The sequence below is a fragment of the Algoriphagus sp. PAP.12 genome (genome assembly GCF_026652115.1).
Classification (GTDB): Bacteria; Bacteroidota; Bacteroidia; order Cytophagales; family Cyclobacteriaceae; genus Algoriphagus.
This window is the reverse complement of the sequence record NZ_JAPPSQ010000031.1, coordinates 14,780-27,806: the sequence shown is the minus strand read 5'-3', so window position 1 is coordinate 27,806 and position 13,027 is coordinate 14,780. Positions and strand designations below refer to the sequence as shown.

The window sequence follows — 13,027 nt, the reverse complement described above, 5'->3', positions numbered from 1 at the left end:
TCGAAAAAGTAGCCATTGAAACCGGATTGATAGCCATTGCCCACAACCTGGCAAAAATGGCAGGATAAGAAGTGGTTTGGGCTGCTTTCAAGGTCAGAGCCCTCCAGATCACTCATATTCTATCAACTCCTTCAAAGCAAAGTATCTAAAGCCAAACTGACCTGTAGTCAAAAAAAACAGAGGTCGATTTATGAAAATCGACCTCTATTGGCTAAAATCGGCTGTCTCTCTTTTTTAACTCTTGTTTTGAGACGGCCTCTTTTTTATGGGTTCAGAATAAGATTTCTTCCATCTGAGAGCATCGCATTAACCTGAACTTTACAAGAATCAAGAGCTATGAATTCCAAAGAGTGCAATACCTCTCTGCCAGGAGATCGACTGATAGTCCAGTTTTCCTTTCCTGCCTGCGGAAGATATTCACCTGAGTTCAGACAGTTTATATCAGTAATTCTAGGTTCTGTTATCTCCCAGTCAAAGGTTCTTCCTGCTGGATTTGTCCCTATACCTACTCCGCTTGTACTGATAGAATATAATAGCGTGTTGGTCCTGTTTAGTGTATGATTGAAAGTTCCCGAGAGAGTTGTTGTTAAATTTTCAGTTGTTTTGAAAGTAAGATTTTCAAAAGTCTCCTGGATATGGTCAGGGCTTGACTGATTAAAGGTTTTTGAGCCAGTTATTGAGACTTCTCCAAAAGAATAGTCTTCAAATTCCACAGTCCATCTTGAAGTTGACTCCAATGAAATCAAACCATAATTGATTGTGATTTTTCCTTTTCTTTCTATTGAGTTTTCAAGGTTGCATTCCAATGGGTTTTCAAAATCTAATTCTACAGATCGAATCCCTTCTTCGATAGTGATAGTTGGACAGCCTGGCAAGTTTAAGGTGTCCAAACGCTCATAATTCTGAAAGTTCAATGCTGTAAAATAAATGCTTTCGCCCCAGGAAGTGGACGTTTCTAACAATTGGGTCGCTTCTAGAGGAAGATTGGTATGGATTACTTTATCTGCATCCTCTTTACAAGCTGCCAAACTTAGCAAAAGGAAAAAAAGTGAAGTTTGAATTTTTCTCATTGAATGAAGTCTTTTGACTGGATGTTTCTCTTTCAATTACCAGGCCGAGTCTTTATCTTGGATCAACATAAATCCAAATTTACCATGATTTTAAAAGAAGGAATGCTCAAAGAAGGAGCTTTAAAAGGAAAAAATATTCTGATAACAGGAGGAGGGACCGGATTGGGAAGGTCTATGGGAGAATATTTTTTAGAGCTTGGAGCAAACCTGGTGATTACCTCGAGAAAGTTGGAGGTGTTGGAAGCAACAGCAAAAGAGATGATGGAACAAAAAGGGGGAAAGGTGCTTCCACTGGCCTGTGATGTAAGGGAAATCGATCAAGTCGAGAAAATGTGGGAGGACGCCAGTTCAGAGTTAGGGGAAATTCATGTGGTATTAAACAATGCGGCTGGAAATTTCATCAGTCCAACAGAAAGGCTTTCTACCAATGCTTTTAATACAGTTTTAGATATTGTTTTGAAAGGCACTTCTCAAGTGACCCTAACAGCAGGTAAAGACTGGATTGCCAAAAAGCAATCAGGTACTTTTTTGAATATTGTCACTACTTATGCATGGACAGGCTCTGGTTATGTGGTGCCTTCAGCTGCTGCAAAAGCAGGTGTTTTAGCAATGACTAGGTCTTTGGCAGTAGAATGGGCCAAATATGGAATTAGGTCAAATGCCATAGCGCCGGGTCCATTTCCTACTGAAGGTGCGTGGAGTAGGTTGCTTCCTGGAGATTTGGTGAAAAAATTTGATCCGGCAAAGAAAGTCCCAGTCGGAAGAGTGGGGGAGCACCAGGAGTTGGCAAATCTTGCAGCTTATTTGGTCTCTGATTTTTCCTCCTTTGTGAATGGAGAGGTAATGACAATTGATGGAGGGGAATGGCTCAAAGGTGCCGGGGAGTTCAATAATCTGGATCAAATACCTCAGGAAATGTGGGATATGATGGAGGCCAGTCGTGGAAAAAAGCCATGAGCCCCAAGTTGATTTGGGGCTATTTGAAATCCAAATGGAAAATTAAGAGCTTGTAGGTCGATCCAAGGAGGAAGAGTTAGTTTCTTTCTCAAGGCTTTTATTTTGTTGGACTGATTCTTTGATGCTTTTTTTCAATGCTTGGTCCAATTGAATAGTCTCATTTTTGATAATGTCAACCACTCGTTTTACCTCCAGACTTTGAGCCTCAATACCTAAAATATCAATTAAGCCAAGGATATTTGCTACTCGGGCCCTTAAAGTGTGTGATTGCTGATAGGCCAATTCTCTCAAAAAATGATGGTGCTCCTGAATCCAAAGCTCCTGCTTTTTTCTTTCTGTGATATCTATGATGATACCTTGAACTCTGACAGGTAATCCGTCACCTCCCCATTGGATGGCTTTTCCATAAGCCATCACCCAAATTGTTTGATTTCTTTTAGATATCAGACGCAATTCTTTTTTAAAAGGAACACCACCGGCAGTTCGGAAATGATGGTCTAATTCCTTTGTCAGGATTTTAAAATCCTCTGGGTGAATATGCTTTTCCCAAGATATTTTATCCAATGATTCAATATCTTTTTTCGAATAGCCTAATGTCAATGCGATTCCTGAGCTGATAGAATTTGTTCTTTCGAAGGGATGTAATTCCCAAAAGCCCAAAAGCCGGTCTTCCAGCAAAGTATCCAAAATCTCATTTGAGGAGGATTCTTTGTCCATGAATTCACCCAACTGAATATTGTAAGGCTGGATTGGTTCCAAAGGATGTCCAATTCCTAGGCATGTCCCTAAAAGATCTGGAAGGAAAAAGAACTCCCATTTTGTTTTTAATAGGGTGCCTGATGGGTAATTGATTTTCTGAAGCTCAACCATGAAAGATTGGTGATGATTTTTCCAGGCTTTTAATCTGTTATTTTCATATTTTATCCAGTCGGATGAGATGAAGCAGTCAGAAAAGGTAATTGTGTTTTTGCTTTGGTCAAATAAAGAAGGGGTAGGACCTATACCAGAATCAGAGTTTAATACATTGCCATTGGCATCCAAAGTGACTTGCATGAAATACTCTGAACTAATGGCTAGTTCTCCCAAAATCTCTAATGACTTCGCGCTATTCATGGAGTAAAAATAACTAAGGGATTATTAATTACATAAAATATTATATAAAATACATAAAAATATATTTAAAATGAATTTAAGCTCCATGAAATTAAATAGGGACCATTTTGGTGATCCCAAAAATAAAGGCCGGATTCTATCTGAAGATGAGGCTGTTAAATTACTGAATGATTGGGTGAAAAATGAAAAGTTGATAGTCCATATGAAGCAGGTTGCACATTTGATGGCCAAGTATGCGGAATATAAGGGGATGGACCAAGCTGATCAATACAGATGGTATTTGGCAGGGTTACTTCATGATGCCGACTGGGAAAAGTGGCCAGAAAGCCATTGTAGGCTAATCATAGAAGAGCTAGAAGCAAGAGAGGTTGACCCAGAAATTATTCGTGCAATCGCTTCTCATGGTCCCAAATATTTTGGAGTGGAACCCAAAACTGAAATGGATAAAATGCTTTATGTCTTTGATGAATTGAGCGGGTTGGTTCATGCTTACTCTTTGATGAGACCTGAGGGATATGTAGGGATGAATGTAAAAGGGGTGAAGAAAAGGTTGAAAGACAAATCGTTTGCAGCACAAGTCAGTAGAGAGGATATTTCAGATGCTGCTGAAAGAGCAGGTATATCGCTGGATGAATTGATTCATTTTGTAGTGATTCACCAAAAAGATACAAGGGATCAGTTTTTCTCTTAAGATTTCCAAAAATGATTAGTTAAATTAATAGCCTAAACATCTCTAAAATGAAGAAGAATTTTTATTTAACAGGAATTTTCCTGCTTTTATCTTTTAGTGCTTTTTCCCAAGAAAAATTTCAGGATAGCACCGCTTTGATGATTTTGGATAAGATGAGTGCATTAATGGGGGAGGCAAATTCATTAGGATTTACCACTCATTTCTCCAAAGATGTGGCCTATGCTGAGGATTTTTTTATCAAAGAATTTGAAACCAGTGAAATTGTCCTGAAAGGTCCCAATAAGTTTTATGTCAAAAGCACTGGAGAACGAAAATCAGAAATGTTTGCCTATCAAGGTGATCAAGTAGTTTATTATTCTTTTTTGAATAATATTTTCACCGCTGCAGAGGCTCCCGATAATTTGATTGAAACCTTGGATTGGCTCTACCATGACTTTGATGTAGAATTTACTTTTGCTGACTTTTTATATCCCAATTTCACGACAGATTTAAGTGAAAATATGGATTACATCGAGTTTTTGGGAACAGTGATGATTGATGGGAATAGAACTTATCATATTGGAACAGCCAATGAGCATATGACTGTTCAGTTTTGGATTAGCGATGGCGCCTATTTCTTACCCAGGAAAATTCTGATTACCTATTTGGGAGAACCCTATGCCCATCAAGTAGAAGCAGATTTTTCTGATTGGGAAATCAATAATGATTATCCAGATTCAATTTTCGAGTTTTTACCTCCTCCAGGAGCTAAACAAATCACTTGGTTAAGCAAAGATTAAAGAATAGAAACATGAAAACCTTAAACTATAAATTTTTGATACTCGGGATGGGAGCAATTATGCTTTTAGCAACTCCTGATTCTTTGATGGCTCAACGTATGAGAGGTGGTGGAGGACGATCTATGAGCAGGCCTACAACTACCAGACAGATGCCTTCACGTCCAACAACAAGGCAGGCAAGGCCTACTACTTCTCGACCATCCACTGGAAGAACCACGACGACCAGAAACATGACGAGTTCCGGAAATAATAGGTATTCGAAAAATTCAAGTAGCAGACCTACGGTCAATGGCGGTTCCAATAGAGTTACAACCAAAAAACAGCCAAATAATCGAGTAAATAACGTTCAGGGAAATAGGGGTGGGAATAATGACAGAAACTCAAATATCAACCGAAATCCAAATGGAAATCGTGGGAATGGCGGGAATCGGGTCAATATCAATAATAACACGAATATCAATGTCAACGTAAGAAACAATCATATTAATGGATATCGTCCTTATCGACCACCCTATAGGCCATATCCAAGACCACCCTATGTTTGGGGAGGATTTGGATTTTCTTGGTTTAGACCTTATTACTATCACCCTTATACCCCTTATTATTGGGGTCCGGTATGGCATCCTTGGGGATTTTTTGCTGCAACCCTAGCCGTGACAGCAGTGGCGATTGCAGTGGATAATCAGCAATATCAATACGATGAAGGAGTCTTTTATGTGGAGACTGATGATGGATATGTGGTAGTTGAAGCTCCACAAGGTGCTACTGTAAAAGTAATCCCAAAAGAATCCAAAGAGGTGGAAGTCAGTCCTACAGTCAATAACTATTACTATGGGGGGACTTATTATGAAAAATCAGACGGAGGATATACAGTGGTGCCGCCTCCTGCAGGAGCTGTCGTAGACGCTTTGCCTGAAGGTGGAGAAGAAGTAAAAGTCGGTGATCAGACCTATGTGAAAATAGGAGATACCTACTATATGCCTGTCCAACAAGATGGAAAAGATATGTACGAGATAGTTCAAGTTGAAGAAGTAGAAAACTAAAAAAGGCCGCTTAGGCGGCCTTTTCATTTATTCATCTTCGTTTACTTCCGAAACTGGTCTGAAGTTACCAGGAGGCAATTGCTCAGCTACTTCATCTCTTTCGTAAGGGAATACTTCCACTATTGGACTTTCATTGATGTCTGGAACCCTAAAGCTGACAAGCATATTGCTCAGACTTTCCTGAATTCTTTCAAACGCCTGCTTCACATCTTCGGCGGTAACAATCATGTATTGGGTGACCTTCTTCTCTTTTCCAGACTCGCCATCGGCCACCAGATAGGTGATTTTACATTTATGCCACAGGTCAGCATCTTCATAAAAGAATACATCTACGATGTTACTTTTGCTGATACCTGTCACTTGAAAATCTCCTCTAATCTGAGATCCCAAGCGATCATATAAAATCGCCTCTGCTTCCGTAAACGAAACAGCGTCTACTAGGTATTGCTCTGATATATTTTTTAGTAGCCCTTGTTCATTTTCTTTGGCATACTTGACTTTACACAAAAACCAGGTTCTCATATCTTTTCTATTTGGGGCATGAAGGTAAAGTTATTCATTCGAATGACCATGTGGATTTTTGTAAAAAACTGATCGAATTCTTTAGAATGATTTAATTGATTGAAAATCAATCATGTTTGCTTTTGCTTTTTTGGGATGAAAATAAAAGATGTAACTTTTAGGATTATCATTCCCCATGAGAGATAAACTTTGGTATAGCTTTCCGGTCCAGTTGTTTTTACTCCACTTGAAGAAAAACCTGGCATTGATCCTGATTTGGGTGCTCCTGTTGATTATTATCTTCGAAAAGTTCGGAGTTGTTTTGGGAGTTCCTTTCTTGTTTTTGGATCCCGAATACCTTCATAAAGTATCTTGGTTGAGTTTCTTAATGATGGGGATTGGATTTGCGATCTTTACGATGGCATTCCATATGACTACCTATATTATGGACGGGAGAAACTTCCCTTTTTTGGCAGTAGTCAATAAACCTTTCATCCATTATTGTATCAATAATTCAATTATTCCTACGATTTTTTATTTCTGCTATTGCCTGAAATTTATCGAGTTTCAATTACATAATAGTCTGCCAAATGATTGGAGGGTATTGGGTTACTTTGCAGGATTTACATTTGGCAGCTTACTGTCGTATGCATTAATATTTGCATATTTCGCATTTACAAACAAAGACTTTTTCATCCTTTTTGCTGGAAATCTCAATAAAAGGCTTAAGAAAGTGAAACTGACTAGGGCCAACGTATTGAGTCGATATAATGAATTGAAAAGCAAGAAAGATACGGTTCAATACTATCTCGGAGTCAATTTTAGAATGATTCCTGTGCGACCGGATATTTCTAGGTTTGAGAGTCAAAAGCTATTGAAAGTATTTGATCAGAATCATCTTAACCTTCTATTAATACAAATTATTCTAATCCTCTTTGTGTTGTTTTTGGGCTTTTTTAAGGAAAACCCAATTTTGCAATTGCCAGCAGCGATGAGTGCTACGATTTTGCTGGCAATTTTAGTCATGTTGGTTGGGGCTGCCAGTTTTTGGTTGAGAAGTTGGTCAACAGTAGTAGTGTTCTCAATTCTGATTTTGGCAAATTACTTCTCAAATTTTGGATTTTTAAACAGACCTCATGAAGCTTTCGGAATGAATTATCAAGTCAGCCCAGCTCCCTATAACTTAGAAAGGTTGAATGAAATTTTGGACCCCGATACTGTCAAAAAGGATAGAGAAAATACGGAGGCTATTCTGGAAAAGTGGAAAAATAAAACTGGAGATGCAAAACCGAAAATGGTGTTGATCGCTGCTAGTGGAGGGGGGCAACGGGCGGCTCTTTGGACTTTATTGGTCCTGCAGAATATTTATGAAATCAATCAGGGAGAGGTAATCCACCATACGGAATTATTTACCGGTGCTTCAGGAGGAGTTTTGGGAGAGGCATTTTTCAGAGAATTGTACCTGAGGTCCAAGTCTGACCCACAAATAAATCCGGCAGATTCTGTTTACCTGGATCAAATGTCTGATGATAATCTCAATCCCATTATTTTTTCCTTATTGGTCAATGACTTGTTGATACGGAACCAATATTATTCCTATAACGGGTTTAAGTATCTGAAAGATAGGGGTTTTGCTTTTGAGAATCAGTTTAATATCAATACCAAAGGAGTATTGGATAAGCCACTTCATGCCTATAAAGTACCTGAAGAAAGTGGGGAGATTCCTATGATGCCTGTTTCTTCCTTGATCACAAATGATGGACGGAAATTGGTAATTTCACCCCATTCCATGTCTTATTTAGGTACTTCAGTTATGGGGAAATTAGGAGCTAATGAGAAAAAGCAAAGTATTGATTTCTTGAGATTCTTTAGGGATCAGGATGCTGAGGACCTTCGGTTTTTAACTGCTCTGAGGATGAGTGCGACCTTTCCCTTTATCACTCCCAATGTGCAATTGCCTTCAGACCCTATCATGGAAACGATGGATACGGGTCTTTCAGATAATTTTGGAATTCAGGATGCTTTGAGGTTTACTTATGTATTTCAAAAATGGATTGCGGAAAATACCTCTGGAGTGGTTCTGATTACTATTCGAGATTCGGAAAAATCATTGGAGATTCCAGAGACTCCTGCGCCACGTTTATTTGAAAAAGTTTTTACTCCACTGAAAAATATTTATTCCAATTGGGATAATGTGCAGACCATTCAAAATGAAGTACTATTCAACTACATGGCAGAATCAATGCCTTTTGATTTGGAGAAAATCGAATTTGAATATGCTCCTGAATTGGTGCAGACTGAGGAGTTGACGGGTAGTCAAGAGACCATGCAGAGAGCCTCCTTGAACTGGAGGTTAACCGCAATTGAAAAGAAATCCATCTTATTGAGTATTCACACTTCCAAAAACCAGAATTCATTGGCCAGGATCAAAGAGTTGTTTGAAAGTCAAGATTTCATTGAAGTTGCTAATCAATAAGATAGACCTAATTTTTTGTAAATAAAGTGCATGAGCCATGCCGGGCCAATCATCAGAAACTGGACATCTTTAAAAAATGAGGGCTTTTTACCTTCTATTTTATGGCCATAAAATTGAATGATCCAGGCTATGATAAAAATGGCCAAACTGATCATCCAAAGTTTTCCGGGAAAAGTCAAGCTTAGAAAATTTGCTAAAGCCAGGCAAATAGTAGAGAAAAATAACATTCCCAAAGTTAAGGGGCCTGAAAGGGTTATATAATAGACCAATACAATAAAAAGGACTACAGTGGCCCAATTGGCAAAATTGTCTAGAAGAGGAAAGAATTCAGGAAGTGGGCCTGCTGGGATGCTAAAAATCAAACCTACGACACTAAAGAAAATGGCTGGAACGCAAAACCAATGGATTAATTTATTGGTGGGATTTTGATGGCTTAAACCATATTCATTCAGCAGCTCATCTATTTTTCTCATGGCATTTTGGGTATATTTCTTAAGTTTTGCATATAAATTACAAATTCTCACTCTCAAAATTTAATACTCAGGTAAAATGTTAAGCTATTGGGAAGAAAAGCACTTTTTGAAACATGACTTGGTCGTAGTTGGAGCTGGCTTTGTTGGTTTATCTACAGCCATTCATTTTAAAAGGAAGCACCCCAAGGCGAAAGTTTTGGTTTTGGAAAGAGGTATTTTTCCAACTGGAGCGAGTACGAAAAATGCCGGATTTGCATGTTTTGGGAGTTTGACGGAGATTTTGGATGACTTTTGGACCATGACTCAGGATGAAGTGGTAGAATTGGTTCAAAGACGATACAAAGGCTTACAAAAGATCAGAAAAGAATTTGGAGACAAAGCTTTGAATTACAAAACGCTTGGTGGATTTGAATTGATAGATCAAGATCAATTGACAGCTGTCGAACAAATCCCAGAGATTAATCAAATCCTAAAGAAAACATTCAAAGGACCTGTTTTTTCCAAAGTAAGTAAAATTGATAAGCTGGGGTTTTCTGATTCAGTTCAGGCAGTAGTCAAAAATGCATTTGAAGGAGAATTGGATCCTGGAAAATACCTGAGTGCATTATGGGAATTGGCAGGGAAAACCGGTGTAAAAATCATTACCGGAGTTGAAGTTTTGGAAATTGAAAAAGATACGGGGAAATTGTTAGCAATGGATAATGGCCTGAATCGAGAATTTAATTTTGAAGGGGATCTGGTAGCCATTTGCTCTAATGCTTTTACTAAAAAAATATGGCCTGAATCAGGGATTGAACCAGGTAGAGGATTAGTGATGATTTCTAAACCTCTGGGATTCAAAGTTCCATGGAAAGGCTGTTTTCACATGGATAAGGGCTATGTTTATTTTCGTTCTGTTGATGGAAGATTACTCTTGGGGGGAGCTAGGAATAAGGATTTTGAAGGAGAGAATACCACAGAGTTTTCGGTTAATCCCAAAATTCAAAACCATCTTAAAGATTTGGCATCCACAGTTATTTTTCCCGGAAAAGAAATCCAATGGGAGATTGAATGGACGGGAATTATGGGTTTCGGTCCAACGAAAACCCCCATTCTTCAAAAGGTAGGGGAGAAAACTGCCGCAGCCGTGCGTTTAGGAGGTATGGGAGTAGCTCTTGGATGGCAGGTAGGAAAGGAGCTGAGCGACCTTTTGAGAAAAGGGAATTAATTTTTTTTGGTTAGATTCAAAGTTTAAATCACCAATATATTATCAATGCAGGTACCATTAAAAGAACCCAAAGTGCTAGATGCACTGATTCCTCTGATTTTCTTGATCATACTTCTTGTTCTGAATATCAGAGTCTTTGGTACTGATGGGTTGGCAGGGTCCAATCAAATAGTATTGGTTTTATCTGCAGGAGTTGCCGCTTTAGTGGCCATTTTTAGGCTCGGATTCAACTGGGAAACCCTCCAAGATGGGATCATTAATAGCATCAGCTCGGCTATGTCTAGTATTTTGATATTGTTTTTAATTGGAGCTTTAGCGGGAACTTGGTTGTTGAGTGGGATTGTACCTGCTATGATTTATTATGGTCTTCAGGTTTTAAGTCCAACTATATTCCTATTTGCTGCTTGTTTTGTGAGTGGTGTGGTCTCTGTTTCCACAGGTAGTTCTTGGACAACAGTGGCTACGGTCGGTGTGGCATTATTGGGGATTGGCAGAGCTCTAGGATTTGAAGAAGGGATAATTGCAGGGGCGATTATTTCCGGGGCTTATTTTGGAGATAAAATGTCCCCATTGTCTGATACGACCAATTTGGCCCCAGCAATGGCAGGGACAGATTTATTCACACATATCAGGCACATGGCGAAGACGACTGTTCCTTCAATAGCCATTACTTTGATTCTTTTCATTGTGATTGGTTTTAATTATGAAACTCAAGGTTCGGTGGAAGATGTAAAGGCTATTTCAGCGGTCATTTTAGAGAAATTCAATATCAATGGTTGGTTGTTTATAGTGCCTGCAGTCGTACTTACCTTGATTATTAAGAAAGTCCCAGCAATTCCTGCCTTATTGATCGGTGCTCTGTTGGGAGGTGTTTTTGCAATAATTTTCCAACCAGAAATTATTCAGCTGATTGCGAATGAGTCTGGCTCTTTTGCTTACCAAAGCTTCAAAGCTGTGATGATGTCCCTTTATGGAGAAATTTCGGTGGTGACATCCAATGATGTAGTGAATGAGCTTTTGGTGACTAGAGGGATGGGAGGAATGCTGAACACCATCTGGTTGATAGTTTGTGCGATGGTTTTTGGAGGAATAATGGAGGTAAGTGGTATGCTTCGGGTTTTGGCTGAAGCTGTCATCAAAAAAGTTCATAAAGTTGGGTCATTGATCGCTACCACTGCAGCTACCTGTGTGTTTTTCAATATCACTACCTCAGATCAATATTTGGCAATTTTGGTCCCTGGAAGAATGTATGCCGACATTTACAGAAAAAGAGGATTAAAGCCCGAAAACTTAAGTCGAACTTTAGAGGACTCTGCCACTGTTACCTCAGTATTGGTTCCGTGGAATACGTGCGGAGCTACTCAGGCGTCGGTTTTGGGTGTGGCAACTTTGGTATATGCTCCATTTTGCTTTTTCAACATAATAAGCCCATTTATGACTATCCTATATGGATACCTGAAAATTGGAATTAATTTTTACGACGAGGAAGAAATTACAGCATGATCCCATTTCGGATAAGTAAAGAAGAAGTAAATGCATTGCCTTTGGGCCAATTCGAAGGAGAAATCTATTTGATAGATGACGCAGAATTGGTGGATGAAGTAGTAGAATTTTTAGAGGAACAGCCATTATTGGGCTTCGATACCGAAACCAAACCTTCCTTCAAAAAGGGAATTATCAATCAGGTTTCTTTGCTTCAGCTTTCTACCCCAAAGCAGGCTTTCCTATTTAGGTTAAATGAGATTGGTTTTCCGGATTCCATTCGGGGTATTTTGGAAAGAGAAACGATAGTCAAAATCGGAGCGGCGGTGCATGATGACATCAAAGGTTTGGCAAAGTTGACCGATTCATTTTATGCCAACTCCTTTTTTGATCTGAATGATGAGCTAAAAAAGGTCGGATTTCACAATGTGGGCGTTCGAAACCTAACTGCCATGGTTTTGGGAATGAGAATTTCTAAATCAGAGCAAGTTTCTAATTGGGAGGCGATAGAATTGACCGAAAAGCAATTGCGCTACGCTGCCACAGATGCTTGGGCATGTTTGGAGGTATTTAAAAAGCTCCGAATAGAGGGTTATTTGGATGAGCTGTTAGGGTTCTAGGATTTTTAAGTCCTGAATATCTCCCAAAGTCTCAAGAACAGTTTCTTTTAGCTTTTCCCTGAACTCCAGTGTCATTTTGCAATCGAGAGTCATTTCTTGATCCACGATTTCCAGTTCGTGCAGTTTGACCAGTTTCATCACATCGTTCATCACAGGGTATGGAAAATGAATGGAAACTTGCTCTTTGACTTGCTCCTCGATAATTTCATTTTCTTCAATAGCCAAAGCCGCTGAAGTTTTATAGGCATTGATCAGGCCGCTTACACCTAGTTTAGTGCCTCCAAAGTATCTCACAACTACGATGAGGGTATTGGTCAGGTTATGGGATCGGATTTGTCCCAAAATAGGATCTCCAGCACTATGGTTGGGTTCTCCATCATCAGAAGCTCTGAAAAAATCACCATCTCTACCGATCACAAAAGCATAACAGTGATGTCTGGCATCGTAATATTTTTTCTTGAGCACGGCCTGTTTTTCCTTGACCTCTTCCTCTGATCGAACTGGAAAAGCATAATAATGGAATTTGCTGTTTCGGTCCTTGAAGAGTCCGCTGGATTCTCCTGCTAAGGTGAGAAAGGTGTCTGAAGCTAGTTGATCTTCCAAAAATTTGGGGAT

The 13,027-nt window shown here is 39.1% G+C and carries 13 protein-coding genes; 8 read left to right on the top strand and 5 right to left on the bottom strand.

The genetic code is table 11. The features are described 5' to 3' along the window. Positions 1-263: 263 nt before the first annotated feature. On the bottom strand, positions 264-1,070 hold the full coding sequence (locus O0V13_RS20550; RefSeq protein ID WP_268036900.1) for a hypothetical protein: 807 nt from the start codon (positions 1,068-1,070) through the stop codon (positions 264-266). Between the two features lie 84 nt (positions 1,071-1,154). Between O0V13_RS20550 and O0V13_RS20545 the strand changes: the two genes are divergently transcribed. After that, positions 1,155-2,027, top strand: coding sequence for an SDR family oxidoreductase (locus O0V13_RS20545; protein ID WP_268036899.1), 873 nt, complete (start codon positions 1,155-1,157; stop codon positions 2,025-2,027). A 42-nt stretch (positions 2,028-2,069) separates the two neighbouring features. On the opposite strand, the gene O0V13_RS20540 is transcribed toward O0V13_RS20545, so the two are convergent. Further along, positions 2,070-3,140: a PAS domain-containing protein gene (locus O0V13_RS20540; RefSeq protein WP_268036898.1), complete on the bottom strand. Its 1,071-nt coding sequence runs from the start codon at positions 3,138-3,140 to the stop codon at positions 2,070-2,072. 85 nt (positions 3,141-3,225) lie between these two features. Between O0V13_RS20540 and O0V13_RS20535 the strand changes: the two genes are divergently transcribed. From O0V13_RS20535 to O0V13_RS20525, 3 genes are read left to right on the top strand one after another with little or no spacing between them, the layout of a single operon-like run. Continuing rightward, a complete protein-coding gene (locus O0V13_RS20535) occupies positions 3,226-3,831 on the top strand; it encodes an HD domain-containing protein (RefSeq protein WP_442780942.1) in 606 nt (201 codons plus the stop codon). 47 nt (positions 3,832-3,878) lie between these two features. Then, the gene (locus O0V13_RS20530; protein ID WP_268036896.1) at positions 3,879-4,610 is read left to right on the top strand and encodes a DUF2092 domain-containing protein; all 732 of its coding nucleotides are present in this window, start codon (positions 3,879-3,881) and stop codon (positions 4,608-4,610) included. A gap of 11 nt (positions 4,611-4,621) precedes the next feature. After that, positions 4,622-5,653 (top strand): DUF6515 family protein, encoded by a 1,032-nt coding sequence (locus O0V13_RS20525; RefSeq protein WP_268036895.1) that lies wholly within the window; start codon positions 4,622-4,624, stop codon positions 5,651-5,653. A gap of 27 nt (positions 5,654-5,680) precedes the next feature. On the opposite strand, the gene O0V13_RS20520 is transcribed toward O0V13_RS20525, so the two are convergent. Further along, positions 5,681-6,175 (bottom strand): DUF4494 domain-containing protein, encoded by a 495-nt coding sequence (locus O0V13_RS20520; RefSeq protein ID WP_073572048.1) that lies wholly within the window; start codon positions 6,173-6,175, stop codon positions 5,681-5,683. Between the two features lie 175 nt (positions 6,176-6,350). Here O0V13_RS20520 and O0V13_RS20515 point away from each other — a divergent pair, with 175 nt between their 5' ends. After that, positions 6,351-8,630 carry a patatin-like phospholipase family protein gene (locus O0V13_RS20515; protein ID WP_268036894.1) on the top strand — a complete coding sequence of 760 codons (2,280 nt, stop codon included), beginning with the start codon at positions 6,351-6,353 and terminating at the stop codon, positions 8,628-8,630. On the opposite strand, the gene O0V13_RS20510 is transcribed toward O0V13_RS20515, so the two are convergent. Next, complete coding sequence (locus tag O0V13_RS20510) at positions 8,624-9,103, bottom strand: Mpo1 family 2-hydroxy fatty acid dioxygenase (protein WP_268036893.1); 480 nt, start codon at positions 9,101-9,103, stop codon at positions 8,624-8,626. The two genes, O0V13_RS20515 and O0V13_RS20510, sit on opposite strands and share 7 nt — an antisense overlap. A 76-nt stretch (positions 9,104-9,179) precedes the next feature. On the opposite strand from O0V13_RS20510, the gene O0V13_RS20505 reads away from it, so the two are divergent. Genes O0V13_RS20505 through O0V13_RS20495 form a run of 3 tightly spaced genes read left to right on the top strand, consistent with a single transcriptional unit; the run spans position 9,180 to position 12,412 of the window. Beyond that, complete coding sequence (locus O0V13_RS20505) at positions 9,180-10,310, top strand: NAD(P)/FAD-dependent oxidoreductase (protein WP_268036892.1); 1,131 nt, start codon at positions 9,180-9,182, stop codon at positions 10,308-10,310. Between the two features lie 45 nt (positions 10,311-10,355). Next, positions 10,356-11,813, top strand: coding sequence for a Na+/H+ antiporter NhaC (gene nhaC, locus O0V13_RS20500; protein ID WP_268036891.1), 1,458 nt, complete (start codon positions 10,356-10,358; stop codon positions 11,811-11,813). Next, positions 11,810-12,412 carry a 3'-5' exonuclease gene (locus O0V13_RS20495; protein ID WP_268036890.1) on the top strand — a complete coding sequence of 201 codons (603 nt, stop codon included), beginning with the start codon at positions 11,810-11,812 and terminating at the stop codon, positions 12,410-12,412. The genes nhaC and O0V13_RS20495 overlap by 4 nt, the downstream gene beginning before the upstream one ends. Here the strand turns inward: O0V13_RS20495 and O0V13_RS20490 are convergent. Continuing rightward, the gene (locus O0V13_RS20490) at positions 12,401-13,015 is read right to left on the bottom strand and encodes an IMPACT family protein (protein ID WP_268036889.1); all 615 of its coding nucleotides are present in this window, start codon (positions 13,013-13,015) and stop codon (positions 12,401-12,403) included. The genes O0V13_RS20495 and O0V13_RS20490 overlap by 12 nt on opposite strands. Between the last annotated feature and the right edge of the window lie 12 nt (positions 13,016-13,027).